This is a genomic window from Winogradskyella marina, assembly GCF_015645385.1.
In the GTDB taxonomy this organism is placed as follows: Bacteria; Bacteroidota; Bacteroidia; order Flavobacteriales; family Flavobacteriaceae; genus Winogradskyella; species Winogradskyella marina.
On the sequence record NZ_JADOET010000007.1, the window covers coordinates 161373 to 181506 of the forward strand.

Genomic DNA, 20134 nt, shown 5'->3' on the forward strand with positions numbered 1-20134 from the left:
ATTCTTCTAAGAAACACTTTTCGAAATGTATTTGATGGGATAAAAAAGGCTGAACAGTACAGCTCAACCTTTTATGATATACAATATTAGATTGCTATTAAATTCTATTTAAAATCTCTTAGCTCTTGGCTTATTGATATACTCTTACATAATCAACTTCCATGCTATCTTCTGTGAAATTTGGATCTATTGTTCCTCCTAAAGTTCCTCCCATTGCCACGTTTAGAATAAAGAAGAAGTCACTATGAAATGGTAAATTCGCAGAGTTCTCTATAGTATGAAAAACTTCATTATCTACTAAGAACGTAATCGATTGGGCAGTCCACTCTACCGAATAAAGATGAAACTCTGTGGTTGATGTTGTTAATTGCGTACTTGCAGAATCACCAGCACCTGGAGATACAGCAGGATGATGAACAGTTGATAGAACTGTATTTTTATCCTGTCCTTTTTGCTCCATAATATCAATTTCACCACATGCAGGCCAAGTGTTTGTTTGATAATCAGAACCAAGCATCCAAATTGCTGGCCAAGTACCAACAGAACTTGGTAATTTTGCTCTAATTTCAGCTCTTCCGTATGTGAAATCGTACAAACCTTCTGACTTTATTCTTGCAGACGTATAGCTATTACCGTTAGCTTTGGCTGTAATTTTTAAGAAACCATCTTCAATAATTACATTTTCTGCATTATCAGTATATGTTTGAGATTCTTGATTTCCCCAACCACCTGCGCCAAGATCGTAAGTCCAGTTTGCAGCATCAGGAGCACCATCTACATCAAACTCATCAGACCAAACTAAATCATTAAAAACAGAATTAAACTCTCCGCCACTAGATTCATCTTCTGAGGTTAATATAAACCACCAGTCAAAATCATTATTAGCATCTGTTGTTTTTAATATTATTTCATTAGGAACTGATCTGTCAAAAATTTCATAACTATGACTGCCTGTGTAATAAGAAATAAACCCTAAACCTCCTAAGTTTATAGTTTCAACTCCACCTGGTGCAATTATTACAAAACTCTCTGTATAATCATTATATGGAACATTTTCAACATCATCACCGTTTGGTGTTCCGCCTTGTCCAATTTCACTCACTAATCCTCCACGTCCAAATATTGTACCTGAAGCATCTTCATTGTTAATATTTGTAATGTGTGTGAATGTACCATCGTTACCAAAGATAAATCGGTCATCGTACATACCAACTCCAACTTTTTCTTGAGGTCCTGCACCATACCATTCAGAAACTACTCCTCCTCCAACTGGACCTAAGCCAAAATGGCCAGGTGTTTCAGATTTTAATCTCCAAACTTTTGTACCGTCTCCAATTAATTTATCCACTAATTCTTGTGGTGGTGTATAGGTTGCTAATACATCTACAGTTATTGATGTTGTTGTAGAAACTCCACCTGTACCATATGCAATAACATTTACAACGTAAGTGTTAACTCCAAGATTTGTAAATAAGGCATCAACTGTTCCTGAAGGCGCACTTGACTCTGTTCCATTATAGATAAACTTATAGCTAATTGCATTGTCTGCAGATGCCGATAGCGTTACAACTCCACTTCCATCTCCATTTGGATTTGAAGCATCTTGTCCTACAACATCGGCAGTTACAACTAGGTTACTAGGTGCAATTACATCTCCGAAAACTGCATCTTCCTCTTCACAGCCTAAAACGACAAATAAAACAGCAAGACAACTTATTAAGGTATACTTTATATTTTTCATAATCTTATTTTTTTAATTTTTAACTAGCTTATACTGCCAAAACACACCTGTACCTGTCTCAACATTTACGTGCATCGTGTTGTTATTATCTGACAATGTTGCTGTGTAAGTTATAGAACCAGGAACATCTACATCTGGCAATTCCCCTTGATTAGTTGCTTTTGGTAATCCAATATAAGAACCTTCACCCATTATGGTCAGTGTACCAGAACCTATATCATAAGAATATGTTGCAGGTATAGATCCGTCATGTGGTGCCACAGGTGCGCCACAAGTATCATCACCTCCTTGCCATGGTTCTATCCATGTTTCCGTTCCTAAAACATTTGCAAAAGAACCGTCAGCTCCAAACACATAAGTGTCATCAAAGTAACAAGCTCTATCTACTACACAGCCATCATCACAAGAATACCAGCTTGTGTCACCAACATGTGGCCCAACAGCTAATGATCCAGCTTCTGCAGCCATTTGCCAAGTTCCAATAATTGGAGAGTCTTGAACACCATCTTTTACTAACTTAAACTGCCAAAAGACTCCTTCACCAGCTTCTATGTACACATTCATTGTATTGTTATTGTCAGAAAGTGTCGCTGTATACGTAATTGATTCTGGGACAGCTACATTTGGTAACTCTCCTTGATTGTTAGCTTTTGGTAAGCCAATAAAAGCTCCTACTCCATTCAGAGTTAAGGCTCCTGATTCTGAATCGAATGTATATGTGGCAGACCCACTTCCGTCATGAGGTGCTACTGGTGCACCACAATTATCTTCACCACCTTGCCATGGCTCAATCCATGATTCTGACCCTAAAATATTTGTAAATGATCCATCGGCACCAAATACGTAAGCATCATCAAAATAACAGGCTCTTGCTGCCACGCATTCACCTTCACAAGAATACCAGCTTGTATCACCAACAGCAGGTCCTACTGCAAATGAACCATCTTCTGCTGCAACTCTCCACGTTCCAGCAATTGATAATTGTTGGGTTGCTGCTCTATAAAAATAAATATTGTCAATAAATGCTGTGCCCTCACTAGACGGCGTTCCTTCATATTTTAATTGATGAATATCAGTCACATCAAAGCCATCTTGATCCGTAAATTCTGAAATTGGAATAGAAACACTTGTCCATTCGTTTGGTGTTAAATCCACGGTTACAGCGCGTTCACCGTTAGATTCGGTTGCACTGATTAAAAATACATCTACAGATTGTAAAACATCAGCAGTCCATATATCTAAATGAATGTATTCCATTTGAGACACATCTATTGGATCTGCAAACTGATTACCTTGATAACTTAGGTTTGAATACTGTAACATATCGTCACCGTTTAAATTAAACAGTGCCCATCCACTACCACAACAACCACCTTGTCCCCAATCTGGGAAATAGTCAGAACCTTCTACATCATTGTAAGCAGCACTAAAAATAGAAATAACATCACTTTCTGCCCTTGCAGGTTGTGCTGGTGCAGAATTTAACGGCTGCAATATCGCTGTTACTTCGAACTCCTCAGTGTAACTTGTCGTTTCAATTGCGGCACCCATGGCGACAACTGTAATGGTATACGTCCCAACGTCTTGATAAGTATATGATACTGTTTCTCCAATATTAGCTGAAATCGGATCTGCTGAATCATCCTCACCAAACGTTACTTCATAAAAAATTGCCGAGTCAGCTGTAGCTGTTACGTTTACTGTTTTAGAAAGTGCCGCATCATTTTCAATAGTAACCTCTAAATTTTCTGGTGCTTGAAAAGAGACATCAATGGTCTGTAAAGCAGTTGCAGAAGCTCCATTTAAACCATACCCAATTATAGAAGCTTCGTAAGTCCCTTCTTCATAGGTATGATTAATTCCGTAACCAGGCTCTATTCCTTCTGAAACTTCTGAGCCGTCACCAAAGTTAATTTCAAAACTTGAAACACCTTCACCTAGTGGTGTAATAGTTACCAAGCCTGTATTGTCTTGTGTTACCACCACATTCGCTGAAATGTTTGTAGGAGCTTTAAATTCATCGACAAAACTAGTGCTTGCGTCATCTTCAGTACAGCCATAAAAAACCATTACTAAAAGACATAATCTTAATGTGTGTTTTAATATTTTCATGCTTTTATTTTTTAATATTCAGGGTTTTGATCCCAATTTCCATTAGCAAATTGAATTTCCTCAAGAGGTATAGGGAATAATTCGTGCTTACCTTCCGTAAATCCATCTATTTCAGAACCCCTTCCTGTTCTTACCAAGTCAAAAAAGCGATGTCCTTCACCAACTAACTCAACTCTTCTTTCATGGAAAATAGCTTCAGTCAATGCTGAACCTGTAGAGTTAATCTCATTATTAGTGTTTCCAAAAGCTCTATTTCTTACTCTATTTAAATAAAGTTGTGCTTTTCCATCATTAATACCACCTCTATTAAAAGCTTCGGCAGCCATTAATAATACGTCAGCAAATCTAATAGCTCTATAATTGTTTGGGTTCGTTAAGTTTAAATCACCTGCAGCATCTTCACTTCGTTTTCTAGGCAAATATTTTCTATTAAAATACCCTGTATGTTTATAACCTGTACCATAAGTAGCTCCGGTTAAAGCAGCCCAATTTTCAATATCTAAAATGGCAACATCTTTTCTTAAATCTCCAGCTTCAAATGCATCTACAGCATCTTGCGTTGGTACGTTAAAACTAAAGCCTGATGAAAATAAAGGTCCATTATAATTTCTAATACCACTAAATCCAACAGCAATATTTCCTTCACTACATTGCATACAATCAAAACTAGCACCTTCAATATCTGTATATTGTACTTCAAATACCGATTCTATATTGTTTTCACCTGCATGTTCAAAAATTGAATCGTAATCTTCGACTAAATCATAAGGTCCGTTGCTAATTAAGTTATCTAAAACAGAAGCTGCTTCTGTAAATTTATCTTGATATAAATACGCCTTTCCTAATAAAGCCTGAGCTGATCCTTTTGTTGCTCGTCCTACTTGAGGTGCTGCATAGGATAAATTATCAATTGCAAATTGCAAATCAGATTCAATTAATGCATACACCTCTTCAGGTGAAGATCTTGGGGTAACTTTTTCATCACCCAAAGCGAAACGCTGGTCTACTTTCAAAGGAATACCTCCAAACCACTTTACTAATTCGAAATTATAATAAGCTCTTAAAAATTTTGCTTCTGCTATAATTACCTCTTTTCCCTCAAAATCAGTTCTATCTTGAAATTCTAACAAATAGTTTGCACGATTTACACCTGCAAACATCCAATTCCATATATCTCTAAGGTTGCTATTCACAGGAGTATGGATCATATCATCGATTTGTTGATAACCAATAACATCTGTCGCGTCTCCACCTCCACTTAGAGTATTATCTGAGGCTATTTCACCTAACAACGCATTAACATAAGTGGTTTGTAATAAGTCATACGCTGCAATTAATGCTTTGTAATAATCGTCTTCCGAGTTAAAGTAATTTTCGGAATCGATTGAGTACACTGGATTTCTATCTATAAATTCGTCAGAACAAGATTGAATTGCAAAGACTACCATAACGATAGCTATAAGTTGTGTTATTCTATTTTTTTTCATTTTCTCTTTTTTTAAAAATTAAGGTTTACACCACATAAATAAGTTCTTGGTATTGGGTAGAAACCATAATCAATACCTCCTCCTATCGGTGCTCCACTACTAGCTCCTGGATCAAAACCTTTATATTTTGTAAATGTGTAAAGGTTGTTAACACCAAAATATATTCTCATTTTACTAAGACCTATTTTTTCAATTGTATTTAGAGGAATTGAGTAACCTATTTGAACATTTTGTATTCTTAAGTAAGATGCATCCTCAACAAAAAAGTCTGAAAACAATCTGTTTGTTGTCGCTGCAGTAGTGACTCTTGGCACTGTATTACTTGTACCTTCACCTGTCCATCTATCTAATACATAATTTAATCTATTAACATCAGTTACTGTTCTTTCGTAGTTTCTTACCATGTCATTTCCTATAGAGGCAAATGCATATGCAGTAAAATCAAAGTCTTTGTAGTTTAATGTTAGGTTAAGTCCCATTGTAACATCTGGAATTGGATCACCCAGATTTGTTCTATCATCTATTGTAATTTCACCATCGTTATTAATATCTACGTATCTAATATCACCTGGTGATGCTTCTGCCCCTAAATCTAATTGTGAAGGATGTGCATTAACCTCATCTTGGTTTTGAAAAATACCATCTGTTTTATAACCATAAAAGTAGCCTATTGGTTGCCCCACTTCCATTCTTGAAATCACAGGCTGACCAACACTAAAATTACCAGCTTCTAAGAAACCTGTACTGTTATTTACTTCAGTTACTTCATTTTGTAATGTAGTAACATTGTAGCTCGCGGAAACTCTAAAATCATCTGAGAAGTTTTCTCTATAATTAATTGCAAATTCAAATCCTCTATTTTCAACTCCACCAGCATTTACTGTCGGTGATCCTCCACCAGGTCCAAATACACCAGTGATACCAGAAACAGGGATGTTAGTAATTAATAAATTATCACGTTTGTTTATAAAGTAATCTGTTGTAATGTCTATTTTATTATTTAATAGCCTAAAATCTAAACCAACATCAAACTTTTTAGCTTCCTCCCATTGTAATTCTGAGTTTGGTAATTGTCCAATTGCTCTACCATTTGTTAATACATCATCAAAAAGGTAAGTCGCTTCTCCACTTAATTGACCTACGTAGCCATTGTTAGGAATTTGATCGTTTCCTAAAATACCGTAACTCGCTCTAAGTTTCATAAAACTAAATATACTTGAGTCTCCAAAGAAATCTTCATCTGAAATTACCCAACCAGCCGTTGCTGATGGAAAATAAGCCACTCTATTATCTGGACCAAATTTAGTTGATGAATCTCTACGTAACATTGCAGAGAATAAGTACTTTCCTTTAAAATCGTATTGCAATCTTGTAAAGAAAGACAAGCGTCTTTCATCATAAGCATAAGACCCAACATCTCTTACTCCATCTCCACCAGTTCCTTGAGCTAATGCAATATCTGCAAAGCTCCATGAGTTATTTGGCACATCATATCCTGTAGCAAATAAACCATTTCCAAAACTTTGATAGATGGTTGTACCACCTGTAAAAGTAACATTGTGCTTATCAGAGAATGTGTTTTGATAGGTCGCAAATATATCTAATGAGTAATCATTGTCATTTATGGCATTTTGATCTACTCTACTTCGCCCTACATCAAATACTTTGCCTCCGTAGTCTACCATTTTAGCAAATGATTTACTTTCACTGTTAGCGGTATTAAAACCAATTCTACCAGTGACGTTTAAATTATTTAGCATTTGGTATTCTAGAGATGCTGTACCATTTAATTTCTTTAAATCATAATCATTATAAGTGTTCTCTATTTGTGCCAATGGATTAATAATTTCAATTCCTAATCCTGAACTGCTTGGAATTAAAGTAAAATCTCCATTGGTATCATGTGTAGAATACGTTGCCGGAATATTTAAGGCATTAAACAACACCGAACCTAAACCAAAGTCGTTTACAGAATCTCTATCTAAATACGTATATGTAATATTCGTATTAAATTTAAGTTTATCTGAAATGTCTCCGCTAATAGAAGCTCTCGCCGTATTTCTTCTAAAATCAGACTTTTTAGGTCCGACGATACCTTGCTGATACAGGTGAGATCCACTAATAGAATAGGCTATCTTCTCTGAGCCCCCTGAAATACTAAAATCGTGATTCATTAATGGCACCGACTTGTTTAAAACTTCTTCTTGCCAGTCTGTGCCCTGCCCTAATCCAGAAACATTAGGGAAAGGTAATGCTTGACCACCATTTGCATAGCTTTCATTCAATATTAAAGCATACTCAGTCGCATTCAATAATGATAAGTGACGTGTTGCCTCTTGAAAACCTGTATAACTATTGATTGAAACTTGAGTTTTACCACCTTTTTTACCACTCTTTGTTGTAATTAAAACAACACCATTTGCACCAATTGTACCATAGATAGCTGCTTGGGCATCTTTAAGTACTGTTATTGATTCAATGTCGTTAGGATTTACAATACCCAAATCACCTTGATACCCATCAATAATGACTAAAGGACCATTAGTACCGTTAGTAGAAATACCACGAATCCTAATATCTAGTCCTGCACCAGGCGCACCTGATTGTGATGTTACATTCACACCAGAGACCGTACCTTGAAGTGCTTGTTCTACTTTAACAGGCTTAAGTTCATCTAATGTTTTTGAATCTACAATAGATACTGCTCCTGTAACATCTCGTTTCTTTTGTGTTCCGTAACCAATAACGACCACCTCATCAAGAGATTCCGTGTCTTCTACTAGAACAACATTTAAAGGTTCACTATTAACAATAGTAATCTCTTGCGTTAAAAAACCTAAATAGGAAATAACGACTACAGAATTTAATGGCACGTCTAATAACGTAAACTCGCCATCAAAATTTGTTGAAGCTCCTTTAGATGTGTTTTTAAGGACTACATTAACACCTGGTAACGGTTGCCCTGAAGAAGCTTCAGTAACCGTTCCAGTAACATCTACATTTTGCCCAAATACTGCCATTGTAAACAAGAAAGAAATGAGCGTTAAAAAGTTTATTTTCATAATTAGTTTATTAGATAACGTAATATTAGAAAATAAAAATCGTGATTTACCAAAAACAGGCTATACAAAAAACATACAGTGCAATAAATGCGATTAAAAATTACCAAAACAGCATTGCTTAACCCTTTAAATTACGGAATTCTCGGAATTAACTTTAACTTAACAAATCACTTATAATTAGTTAATAAAGTCCCAAAAACCAGACTTGTATAGGTAATGTATAGTTGAAAATTGTCGCTGTATAGGCGCTATAGTTCAATTATATAATTAGATAAGCTCTGTTCGTGGTCTAAGCCCATTTTTTTACGAAGACGATAACGCTTCACTTCCACACTTTTATGAGAAATATTAAAAAGTGGAGCTATTTCTTTTGAAGACAAGTTTAGTCTTAAATACGCACATAATCTTAAATCATTTGGAGTAATAGAAGGGTGAATTGCCTTTATCTTTTTCATAAAATCTTTATCCACATTATTAAAGGCTTCCTCAAACAGCTCCCAATCATTAGTATCATTTATACTTGAGTTTATGCGTTTTACGACTTTATTAACATCGTTAAGTGATTTACTTTTGGATAGTTCACTCTTAATATTATTAAGTAACTCATTTCGCTTTACCAAATTCATTGTTGCCATTCCAAGCTCTCTACTCTTATTATCTATATTTTGTTGTAAGTTTTTGTTTTTGATCTGAATTAACTGACGCTGGTTTTCTAATTGCTCTAATTTTAATTCTCTTTCTTTATTAGCAATAAGCTTTTGTTGTTGCTTTTTATAATGCTTTCTATTGAAGTAGTACAGAATATAAATAAAAAGTATAGCGAAGATAAAATAAGACACTATAGCTAAAGGTTTAATGTACCATGGTTTTTCTATAGTAAAACTATAAGATAACACATTATTAGACATCATACCATTTGACCTTGCTCTAGCTTCAAAGGTGTAATCACCATGGGTTAAATTTTTAAACACAACTTCTGAACTTAAAGACCAGTTACTCCAATTATCATATAACCCTATTAACCTATACTGGTAGCTCGTTGTGGCGAACTTGCTAAAATTAGTTACACTATATTGAAACTTAATATTATTATTTTTATTAGAAAACAGTTCTGGCTTCACTAAATCTGATGGAAAGAGTTCGTCTGGATGTTTACCAAATCCAACCCTATTTAAATTGATATCTAATGCTTTAAGCTCTAATTTATTTAAGTCAATGATTAGATAGCCTTCAGTTGTACCAATTAAATAATTGTTGTTAGACAAGTCATGGATATTTTCAAATGCCGTTTTACTTTTACGTACCTCACTAGAAATAGGCACTAAGTTAACTAGTGGTTCGCTAGACAATTTCCCTGGCTCAACATAAATAATAGCATCTTTAGAAAAGCCCCAAAGCTTTTTCCCATTACTATCGCTTAAAAGTTTACCTGAAAAATAATTTTCGCCACTAAGTAATTTACTTAGGACTGTATCCTTTACAAATGTTTCGGATGTACTATCATAACCAAAAACTCCTTCTTCATAATTATAGAGTATTCTATTATTATATGTTGCTATGCTCGACTTGTCACCCTTACTAATTGGCAATTTACTATAGTCTATAACCTTACGAAAATCTGCATCAACCTTTATTTTAAAAACACCTTTATGTTCATGATTTACCAGCAATTCATTTGAATTAACAAACTCAAAATATCTTGAAGATGTATTAAAACCTTCAATTTTATTTCTATACCTCCAGGCATCATCTACACGTTCTAAAACATTTAAACCTTTGTAATTACCTTGAACTAAAAGATTAGGAAACCCCTTAACTTCTTTTACTCCCCACGTTCCAATTTCACTGGATATTTTTTTTGCTTGAGTGCCATTAATGATAAACGTTCCTTTATCATGACCACAAAACAATGTACTTTGCACAATTGCCAAGCTCCAAACCTGACCTTTTGTACCTTCAATAAACTTAAACTGATCATTTGTATCAATTAACTTATAGAATAACCCCTGGTTAGTACCTAAATATAAATAGTTATCCGTTTTTGCAGACGCATACACTGTGCCTAAAACACCTTGTTTATCCGTGTAAACTTTATAAGGTGAATTTAAATTAACAACATTAATACCATTATCTAATCCAAGCCAAATATTCCCAAAACTATCATCCATTAAAGACAAAACGGTATTATTACTTAATCCATAGGATTGATTAATTTGCAGTAGTAGCTTACCATTTTTATCGACATGTAACATGCCATTAGCAATTGTACCTAAAACAAAACTTTCGTCATTTAATCTAGCACTACTATAAATACTAAACCCTTTTAATAAATTATTTAAATCTTGATTCCACGGATGTATTTCTCCATTCGTTAAATCAAAAAAACCATCTTCTTTAGTTAAAAACAATAATCCAGAATTAGACTTAAAAATATTAACTACCTCTTTACGTTTAATTATTTCTGAAGAAGACACTAATGTTTGTTCACCATTTTCTATCCTATAAATACCTAAATCAGTTTTTTGAAAATAAATAGATCCATTTACATTAAACATTTTATTAATTCGTGAATCAGAATGTATAATATCAAAACTGTCTTCAGCTATATTGTATATATAGATCTTCTCAAAAGACTGAAACAAAACATAACCTTCAATATTAATAATTCCCCAAAAATCTTCTTCTACTTTAATCGAGAGATCTTTATGTTTAACTAAAGAGGAATATACTAACCTACCTTGCTCGTTTTTGGTCCAAAAACCAAAATCCATGTAACCTCCTGTATAAATCTTATCACCAACAATTCTAACTGATCTTAAAATTCCAGAATTCGGAGCATTATAAAGCGTCCATGACGCCCCATTATATTCTAATAAACCTTTATTATTAGTAACATAAATATAGTTATCTAAAGACTGATCTATTGCCCAATTTTGATCTTCGGCACCATAGTCTTGCGGCGTAAAAATTTGAATAGGAGGAATCTCCTGAGCATCAGTTGCTATAGTAAAAACAACCATTAAAACGTAGAGAATACTTTTAATTAATTTCATTTAAGCTAAAATCTATAGAAGATGAATCGATTTAAAGAATAAACACAAAATTCAATTGTGTTAAGGCTCTAAATATAAGCAAATAAACGATTTTAGCACTATGTGTAGTGGTAATTTATAAATATGTATAGTTAAATTTGATCGGTTACAAAGCTTTAATTTAACGTTATAACAATCCTAAAATACATATGTTGATGATATATTCTAAAAAAAAAATCCGATATTTAGGAAATTACACATATCACAATAAACAAACAACACTATGGAGGAAGTTGGATTCGACATTTTAAATTTATTCATTGTACTACTCTCGGCTTGGGGTGCTGGTGCGTTAATTAAACGTATTGGATATCCAGCTATTTTAGGAGAATTATTGATAGGTGTCATAATCGGTCCATCTCTACTCGGTCTAGTAGAATTATCTAGTACGTTACACATTATATCTGAAGCTGGTGTTATTTTACTAATGGCATACATTGGTATGGAAATAAACTTTAAAGACTTAGGTAAAGCCTCATGGGCAGGACTACTTGCTGCGGTTGGAGGTTTTGTGGTTCCATTTGCTTTAGGTTATTTTGTGGTCACGTTTTCTGGTGGTACAACAATGGCAGGACTCTTTGTAGGTATTGCAGTTGGAGTAACGTCTTTAGCTACAAAAAGTCGTATTTTAGTTGATCTCGATTTATTAGACACACGAATTGCCTATGTGTTAATGGCAGGTGCGTTAATTTCGGACACTTTAGCCCTAATTATTTTTGCCGGACTCTCCAGTTTTATTGATGCTGGTGCTGTAAACATGTCTGAGATACTAATTATTGCTGGTAAAATAATATTGTTTTTTGCATTTTCTACAGGTTTCGGGCTTTATGTGCTTCCGAGAATTGGCAAATGGATGGCTAGTCGAAACATAGATAACAGAACCACTTATTTTACATTATTACTTCTCATCGTTTTTGGGCTTTCAGAATTGGCGGAACTCGTAGGACTTCATGGTATTTTAGGAGCCTTTATTGCAGGTGTTTTTATAAAAGATGGTGTTTTTCATGAAAAAATAACTAAAGACATTACGCGTGTTTTTCACGACGTTTCTATAGGATTTATGGCCCCTATATTCTTCGTAACAGCAGGTTTTCATGTCACCTTAGATGTTTTTAAAACAGACTTAATGCTTTTGCTATTAATAGTAGGTGTCGCCTTTGTTGGAAAAATAGTTGGTACAATTTTATTCTATTTACCAAGTGGTAATGGCTGGCGAGAGGGCTTTGCAGTTGGAACAGGAATGAATGGTCGTGGTGCTGTAGAAATAGTTATTGCTGGTATTGGTTTACAAAAAGGTATAATCACTCAAGAAATATTCTCCATACTTGTTTTTATGGCCATTATAACCACACTTTCTGTACCAGTACTATTAACCTGGTCCACAAATTGGTTAAAAAAACGAGGCGAATTGGTAAAACAATTCTCGAGAAAAGGATACCTATTTTTAAGTGCCAATCCATTGGCATTGTTATTAGGGAAACACTTAGCTGACGACAACAAAGTGGTTTTTATAGATGCTAACAAAACCAATTGTGAAAACGCAAAAAGTAAAGGCTTTGATTATGTTCATGGTAATATTTTAGAGGAATCTACGTTGAATGAGGCGGTTGCCAAAGATTTCCGAACATTTATAGCCTTAACGGTCAATAATGAAATTAATATGTTGGCATCACAGCTTATTAATGACACTGTATTTATTCCTGAAAAATTCGTAGCAATATCACCTCACAGTGGCGAAGGAGGCAGTATAAATATCCTTAATTCGATTTCAGCTTCAACTTTGTTCTCTGGAAAGGTCGATATTCAATCGTGGATACAAAAAGTACAGGATTCCAACTATAAGGAAGTTGAAGTTTCTGTCAGTAAAAAAATAACAACACGAGAATGGCTTAAATCTCAGTTCAGTGAAGATAAAGATTTACTGCCATTGGTTATTATAGAAAGTACAGGAGCGAAACGTCCATTTAGGTACGATGATCATATCGATGCGGACGAAAAGATTATTTATATTGAGTAATTATTTTTTCTAAATGACAAAAGCCTTTATTTTTCGATAAAGGCTTTTGTGTTTTTAGCTGTAATTCGTTTTAACTTTTCATTTAAATACGCATAAGGAATTGGCTTCGCCGAGCCCCTTTACAACATTTTTAGAATAGCCAATCCAATAATTTGGAATGTATTTTTTGATTAAAAACAGGACGGAAAGCGAGCTAACCTCCAATTTTTAAACCAAAAAAGCCGAAAACTTTCGTTTTCGGCTTTTCATCTGTACTGAAGACGGGACTTGAACCCGTACGTCCCAAGGGACATTGGATTTTAAGTCCAACGTGTCTACCAATTCCACCACTTCAGCATTTAGTTACGGACAGTAACTAAAATTGGTATATTATATCGAGCGAAAGATGGGATTTGAACCCACGACCTCCACCTTGGCAAGGTGATGCTCTACCCCTGAGCTACTTTCGCAATTTTTATGAACATTTTCGCTGTAAAAGCGGATGCAAATTTAAAATTTTAATCTTAAAAGCAAAGCCTTTTTTGAAAATAAATTAAAAAATTTTAATCAGCGTCCAATTCTAATAAAATACATTCATTTAAGATGTCATAATTATTAGATTTCTAAAGCTTCAAAAGTTAAGCTACTTTGCTCGTTTTGAACAATTAAACAACAAATAGAACAATCAAACCAATTCACTTTATCTATTAAGAACAATTAGTCTATAATCTTGTTTCTAACAGAGAAATGGTCTAAATTTTTTTTAAGCCTGCTTTTTCTTAACCAACATTCGCTTAATTTCATTGAGTTTCATCAAGGCTTCAACCGGAGTTAATGTATCAATGTCTGTGTGTAAAATTTCATCTTTAATATCTTCTAAAAGCGGATCATCGAGATTAAAAAAGCTTAATTGCAAATCATCTTTCAAGCTTTTTACTTTATCTGTTAACTCTTCGCTAGAATGTGATCTCTCTAATTTTGATAAAATTTTATTCGCACGACGAATAACTTGCTGTGGCATTCCTGCCATTTTAGCCACATGAATACCAAAACTGTGTTCGCTTCCGCCTTCAACTAGTTTTCTTACAAAAAGCACATTGTCCTTTAATTCTTTTACAGCGACGTTAAAGTTTTTAATCCGGTTGAAGGTTTCCGTCATTTCATTCAACTCATGATAATGCGTTGCAAACAATGTTTTTGGTTTTGATGGATGCTCGTGCAAATATTCACTAATGGCCCAAGCGATAGAAATCCCATCATAGGTACTGGTTCCTCTTCCTATTTCATCTAACAACACCAAACTGCGGTCTGAAATATTATTTAGAATTGAAGCTGTTTCATTCATCTCCACCATGAAGGTCGATTCTCCCATCGAAATATTATCACTTGCTCCTACTCTCGTAAAAATCTTATCGACCAAGCCAATTCGTGCTTCTTCAGCCGGCACAAAACTTCCAATTTGTGCTAACAATACTATTAAGGCTGTCTGTCTCAGAATTGCCGATTTACCAGACATATTCGGACCAGTAATCATAATAATTTGTTGCGATTCTCTGTCTAAAAATAAATCGTTAGCAATATAAGGCTCTCCAATTGGCAATTGCTGTTCAATCACAGGGTGACGACCATCTTTGATTTCCAAATCGAAACTATTATCAATCTGAGGATACACGTATTTATTAGATTTTGCCAAACTCGCAAAACCACATAAACAATCTAGTTGACCAATCAGTTGTGCATTTTGTTGTACCGACACAATAAATTGATGCATCCAAGTGACTAATTCCGAAAATAATTGTTGTTCAATTACTAAAATGCGCTCTTCTGCCCCTAGGATTTTAGCTTCGTATTCTTTAAGTTCTTCGGTAATGTAACGTTCTGCATTGACCAAGGTTTGCTTACGTATCCATTCTTCTGGAACTTTATCTTTATGTGAATTCCGAACTTCAATATAATAACCAAAAACGTTATTAGACGCAATTTTTAACGATGTGATGCCTGTACGCTCACTTTCGCGCTTTAGCATGTTGTCTAAATAGGTTTTTCCAGATTGTGACAAACCACGTAGTTCATCCAATTCTTCCGAAAACCCATTGGCAATCGTATGTCCTTTTAAGACATTAACTGGTGCCTCTTCGTTTAAGGTTTCCTTTATTTTTTCACGCAATAAATCACAGCGATGTAAATTATCGCCTAATACTTTTAGAGCGTCATTCTCGCACGATTCAGCGACTGACTTTATAGGCACAATGGCTTCCAAAGAGTTTTTAAGCTGAATCACTTCGCGAGGACTCACTTTAGTCGTGGCTATTTTTGAAATGAGACGCTCTATATCTCCAATATGTTTTATTTGCCCTTGAATCTTTTGAAGCACCGATTCATTTTCCAATAGGTATTTTACGACTTCGTGACGTTGTTTTATTTTTTCGGCATGCTTTAAAGGTAGCGCTAACCAACGTTTCAGCGTTCGTCCTCCCATTGCTGAAATGGTTTTGTCAATGACATTAATTAACGTTACAGCATTGGCATTGGTGGAATTGTAAAGTTCTAAATTCCGAATCGTGAATTTATCCATCCACACATAATCGTCGGTGGCAATTCTTGAAATTGTTGCAATATGCTCCAACTTATTATGACGCGTTTCCCCTAAATAATGCAATACAACACCTGAAGCAATAATTCCTTCATACAAATCTTCAATTCCGAAGCCTTTTAGCGTTTTGGTATTGAAATGTTTGGTTAAGGTTTCATGCGCATAATCGGCTTGAAATACCCAATCTTCCAAATAAAAGGTATGAAAATCATTTCCGAAGGTTTCAGAAAACACCTTTCGACTTTGTTTTGAAATTAAAACCTCGCTCGGATTAAAATTCTGAAGCAACTTATCAATATACTCTGCATTCCCTTGGGAGGTTAAAAATTCGCCAGTTGAAATATCTAAAAACGATACTCCAATGCGTTGTTTTTCAAAATAAACAGACGCTAAAAAGTTGTTAGATTTTGAATGTAGAATATCATCATTAAAAGCCACTCCTGGTGTTACCAATTCTGTGACACCACGTTTTACAATGGTTTTAGTTTGCTTTGGATCCTCTAACTGGTCGCAAATAGCAACGCGTTCACCTGCCCTTACCAGTTTTGGCAAGTAGGTATTTAAGGAATGATGCGGAAAACCAGCCAATTCCGTTTCGCTATCACTTCCAGCTCCGCGTTTGGTAAGAATGATATCTAAAATTTTAGAGGCCTTTACAGCATCGGTACCAAAAGTTTCGTAAAAATCGCCAACACGAAACAACAATAAGGCATCAGGATATTTAACCTTGATGGCATTATACTGCTTCATTAATGGTGTTACTTTTTTTGCCTTTTTAGCCAATGGAAATCTGGTTTTAAGTTATATTTTTGTCTCAATAATTAGCGAGATTACAAATTTACTTATATTTTGAGGGTTATTGAAGCCGTAGAACTATAAGTTATTTACAGATGTTGATAACGTTACTCGACCTAGCAGGTTTTTAAAACCTAGCAGGTCTTTTTGAAATTGAACTTTAAGTAGAAACTTCACACTAAACAGAACGAATACACTTGAGAACATTTTACGAGTGAAAATTATTTACAAATTAACATTTTAGACCTGCAAGGTTTTAAAAACCTGCAAGGTCTCCTAAGCAATGAACATGCGCAAACTAAAAAACGAAGAATTAGATAGATTAGAAGTTTCAGAATTTAAAAAAGCTGAAAAATCGCCCATTATTATTGTTTTAGATAATATAAGAAGCCTAAATAATATTGGCTCTGTATTTAGAACAAGTGATGCCTTCCTAATCGAAAAGATTTATCTCTGTGGAATTACAGCAACTCCACCTCACAACGATATAAGAAAAACCGCTTTGGGAAGTACCGAAACCGTTGATTGGGAATATGCGAAAAACACCTTAGATATTGTCGAAAAATTAAAGGCTAAAAACACTACTATTTGTTCTATTGAACAGGCGGAAAGCGCAACCATGCTCAACGACTTTCAACCGCAACCGAATGAAAAATATGCCTTTGTTTTTGGTAATGAAGTTAAAGGTGTGGCTCAAGGTGTGGTGGATGCTAGTGATGTGGTGATTGAAATTCCGCAGTTTGGGACTAAACATTCATTAAATATTTCGGTGAGTTGTGGTGTTGTGGTTTGGGATGTGTTTTCTAAAATAGATGTTAGACGTTAGACCAATGTATGTCATTTCGAGCTTGCCGAGAAATCTCAACTTTAACTTTCACATATTTTTAATTAGATTCCTCGGCAAGCTCGGAATGACAAAAAGGACAAATCATAATTTGAATTCAATGAAAAAACCTTGGCCAACAAAAGACGCCATGCAACAAGTTTACGACATGCATCTTTGGGGCGGAAAAGACTTTGACTTCTACTCTGGCTCTGGATCTCATAATGCTAAAATTGTTGAACCTTATTTAAATAGTGTTATTACTTTTTTAAAATCTCATAATAATTCTCTGACGGTTTGCGATTTGGGTTGTGGCGATTTTAATATAGGTAAACAATTGACCAAATACACTAAAAGGTATATGGCAATTGATATTGTTGAGAACCTGATTGAACGCAACAAAAAAATGTTCAAAGCTGACAATTTAGAGTTCCTTTCTTTAGATATTGTGGAAGATGACTTACCAAAAGCAGATTGTGTGATTTTAAGACAGGTTTTACAACATTTATCGAATCCTGAAATTGAAAAAATTGTTAGAAAACTAAAGAACTATAAATATGTAATTCTTACTGAACATTTACCTGTTGAGAATTTTAAACCGAATATTGACATTATTTCTGGTCAAGGGATTAGAATTAAAAAAAAGAGTGGTGTTAATGTGTTGGAAACGCCTTTTAATTTAGAAGTTAAAGCTGTAAAAACCTTAAGTGAAATTGTTCCTGAAGATGAAAAAGGGATTATTGTGACTAAGCTTTTGGAAACTATTACACGAAGTTTCACTGCGTAAACACAGAGATTCACAGAGAATGTTTGACAGGAATTTCACTAAATTATACGAATGTAAACAGACTAAAATCTTTTCTAGATTAGAATAATGAGATTTCTCGGCTTCGCTCGAAATGACAAAACTAATGACTTATAAGTACTGCCTATCGTATACAAACATCTCAGGACTCATTTATCTGACTCAACAACCACAAATAATCCTCACGAGACTTCACAAAATCCCGATCCGAAATATCAATAATCTTAACATTCATGTCTTGTTGGCTTTTTAAGAACTCAAGATAGCCTGCATTTATTTTTTCGAGGTAATCGTCTTTTATGTCTTTTTCGTAATTACGACCTCGTTTTTTAATATTTGCCTGAAGTCTTTCTGTGTTTTGATAGAGATACACGTATAAATCTGGTTTGGCAATATCTTTATATACTTGGTAAAAAAGCTTTCTGTACAACCTAAACTCGTCTTCTGGCAAGGTTATTTTTGAGAATATTAACGATTTAAACACGTCATAATCACTCACCATAAAATCCTTAAACAAATCCAGTTGCGATAAATCGTCACTAATTTGTTGGTAACGATCCGCTAAAAAAGACATTTCTAAAGTAAAGGCATAACGTTCTGGTTCCTTATAGAATTTTGGTAAAAACGGATTGTCTGCAAAACGCTCTAAAATTAATTTCGCATTAAAATCATTAGAAATCTTATTTGCCAAACTCGTTTTTCCTGCACCAATATTACCTTCTAAAGCGATGTAATTATAATTGTTAAACGTGTAGGCTTTTTTCGGGTTTTTAAGCCAAATATTAACCGGTTCTATTTCCGAATCGTCTTTACATTCTAATAATAAGTCTTCAATGGATGTTTTTAATAGTGGATGCTCAACATCTTTTGCAATATCTACCAACGGTTGTAAAACAAACTTCCTGTTTTGAAGTCGAGGATGCGGAATTATCAATGTTTTCTCTTCAATTACTTCATCTTCAAAAAACAAAATATCTAAATCTATTTCTCGAGATTCATAGCCTTTTGTCGTTTTGGTTTTTCGTCCTAAATCCGACTCAATAGTTTGTAATTCTTTTAAAACCTTTTTTGGCTTCAATTCAGTTTCAACCTTTACACAAGCATTAAAAAAGTCGTCACCTTCAAATCCCAAAGCTGGCGTTTTATAAACTTTAGAAATCTTCTTAACAGCACCAATACGTTCAAAAATAGCATCTACAGCAGATTGCAAATATTGCAATTTGTGCCCTTTGTTACTTCCTAATGCTATGTGAATGGTTTTGGTTGGCTTCATTGAAACTTCAAAAATAACTAAAACAAAATCTATTATGCTAATGATATGCTCGTCTTGTTGATAAATGTTTAAAAAAGATATAAGACCGCTTGGCTGTTAGAACCAAGAATGAAGACTTAAGTCGAACTAGCAGACAAACAGTAATTATCCAAAAATAAAATTGCATCTCAAGCCGTAAAAAATATTAGTACCAAAATATTTTCCACATAGAACAGATTAAAAGACCGTTAAAACTTCTTTCCAGAACCTACAGCTTAACAACAAACAACTCAACATCAGTTAACTTACATGTTTTTTCTTTACGACTTAGTATGTTTGAGAGCATTAAACTTCATACCACTTTCTTCAAACCAAC

At 34.4% G+C, this 20134-nt stretch carries 10 protein-coding genes and 2 tRNA genes; 3 read left to right on the top strand and 9 right to left on the bottom strand.

Going from position 1 to position 20134, the window contains the following annotated elements; translation table 11 throughout:
- Nucleotides 1-130: 130 nt before the first annotated feature.
- The 5 genes from ITJ86_RS10060 to ITJ86_RS10080 all read right to left on the bottom strand — a co-directional run bounded on the left by ITJ86_RS10060 (nucleotide 131) and on the right by ITJ86_RS10080 (nucleotide 11455).
- On the bottom strand, nucleotides 131-1741 hold the full coding sequence (locus ITJ86_RS10060; protein WP_195871515.1) for a glycoside hydrolase family 16 protein: 1611 nt from the start codon (nucleotides 1739-1741) through the stop codon (nucleotides 131-133).
- A gap of 12 nt (nucleotides 1742-1753) precedes the next feature.
- On the bottom strand, nucleotides 1754-3853 hold the full coding sequence (locus tag ITJ86_RS10065) for a hypothetical protein (protein WP_195871516.1): 2100 nt from the start codon (nucleotides 3851-3853) through the stop codon (nucleotides 1754-1756).
- A gap of 11 nt (nucleotides 3854-3864) precedes the next feature.
- Nucleotides 3865-5340 (bottom strand): RagB/SusD family nutrient uptake outer membrane protein, encoded by a 1476-nt coding sequence (locus ITJ86_RS10070; RefSeq protein WP_195871517.1) that lies wholly within the window; start codon nucleotides 5338-5340, stop codon nucleotides 3865-3867.
- An 11-nt stretch (nucleotides 5341-5351) separates the two neighbouring features.
- Complete coding sequence (locus ITJ86_RS10075) at nucleotides 5352-8402, bottom strand: SusC/RagA family TonB-linked outer membrane protein (RefSeq protein ID WP_195871518.1); 3051 nt, start codon at nucleotides 8400-8402, stop codon at nucleotides 5352-5354.
- A 248-nt stretch (nucleotides 8403-8650) separates the two neighbouring features.
- A complete protein-coding gene (locus tag ITJ86_RS10080) occupies nucleotides 8651-11455 on the bottom strand; it encodes a helix-turn-helix and ligand-binding sensor domain-containing protein (protein ID WP_230080267.1) in 2805 nt (934 codons plus the stop codon).
- 262 nt (nucleotides 11456-11717) lie between these two features.
- Between ITJ86_RS10080 and ITJ86_RS10085 the strand changes: the two genes are divergently transcribed.
- Nucleotides 11718-13511, top strand: a complete 1794-nt coding sequence (locus ITJ86_RS10085; protein ID WP_195871519.1) for a cation:proton antiporter — start codon at nucleotides 11718-11720, stop codon at nucleotides 13509-13511.
- 252 nt (nucleotides 13512-13763) lie between these two features.
- Here ITJ86_RS10085 and ITJ86_RS10090 read toward each other — a convergent pair.
- The 3 genes from ITJ86_RS10090 to mutS all read right to left on the bottom strand — a co-directional run bounded on the left by ITJ86_RS10090 (nucleotide 13764) and on the right by mutS (nucleotide 16866).
- Nucleotides 13764-13847, bottom strand: a tRNA-Leu gene (locus ITJ86_RS10090).
- A gap of 41 nt (nucleotides 13848-13888) precedes the next feature.
- Nucleotides 13889-13960 (bottom strand) — tRNA-Gly (locus tag ITJ86_RS10095).
- 293 nt (nucleotides 13961-14253) lie between these two features.
- Nucleotides 14254-16866 (bottom strand): DNA mismatch repair protein MutS, encoded by a 2613-nt coding sequence (gene mutS / locus ITJ86_RS10100; protein ID WP_195871520.1) that lies wholly within the window; start codon nucleotides 16864-16866, stop codon nucleotides 14254-14256.
- Nucleotides 16867-17167: 301 nt separating this feature from the next.
- Here mutS and ITJ86_RS10105 point away from each other — a divergent pair, with 301 nt between their 5' ends.
- Nucleotides 17168-17704 (top strand): RNA methyltransferase, encoded by a 537-nt coding sequence (locus tag ITJ86_RS10105; RefSeq protein ID WP_195871521.1) that lies wholly within the window; start codon nucleotides 17168-17170, stop codon nucleotides 17702-17704.
- A gap of 118 nt (nucleotides 17705-17822) precedes the next feature.
- Nucleotides 17823-18488 (top strand): class I SAM-dependent methyltransferase, encoded by a 666-nt coding sequence (locus ITJ86_RS10110; protein WP_230080268.1) that lies wholly within the window; start codon nucleotides 17823-17825, stop codon nucleotides 18486-18488.
- A gap of 160 nt (nucleotides 18489-18648) precedes the next feature.
- On the opposite strand, the gene folK is transcribed toward ITJ86_RS10110, so the two are convergent.
- Nucleotides 18649-19779 carry a 2-amino-4-hydroxy-6-hydroxymethyldihydropteridine diphosphokinase gene (gene folK / locus ITJ86_RS10115; RefSeq protein WP_195871523.1) on the bottom strand — a complete coding sequence of 377 codons (1131 nt, stop codon included), beginning with the start codon at nucleotides 19777-19779 and terminating at the stop codon, nucleotides 18649-18651.
- Nucleotides 19780-20134: the final 355 nt, after the last annotated feature.

Coding starts and splice junctions, on each gene's coding strand:
- ITJ86_RS10080 (WP_230080267.1), bottom strand. CDS start 11,455: ATGAAATTAATTAAAAGTATTCTCTACGTTTTAATGGTTGTTTTTACT.
- ITJ86_RS10085 (WP_195871519.1), top strand. CDS start 11,718: ATGGAGGAAGTTGGATTCGACATTTTAAATTTATTCATTGTACTACTC.
- ITJ86_RS10110 (WP_230080268.1), top strand. CDS start 17,823: ATGAAAAAACCTTGGCCAACAAAAGACGCCATGCAACAAGTTTACGAC.
- ITJ86_RS10105 (WP_195871521.1), top strand. CDS start 17,168: ATGCGCAAACTAAAAAACGAAGAATTAGATAGATTAGAAGTTTCAGAA.
- ITJ86_RS10070 (WP_195871517.1), bottom strand. CDS start 5,340: ATGAAAAAAAATAGAATAACACAACTTATAGCTATCGTTATGGTAGTC.
- ITJ86_RS10065 (WP_195871516.1), bottom strand. CDS start 3,853: ATGAAAATATTAAAACACACATTAAGATTATGTCTTTTAGTAATGGTT.
- folK (WP_195871523.1), bottom strand. CDS start 19,779: ATGAAGCCAACCAAAACCATTCACATAGCATTAGGAAGTAACAAAGGG.
- ITJ86_RS10075 (WP_195871518.1), bottom strand. CDS start 8,402: ATGAAAATAAACTTTTTAACGCTCATTTCTTTCTTGTTTACAATGGCA.
- ITJ86_RS10060 (WP_195871515.1), bottom strand. CDS start 1,741: ATGAAAAATATAAAGTATACCTTAATAAGTTGTCTTGCTGTTTTATTT.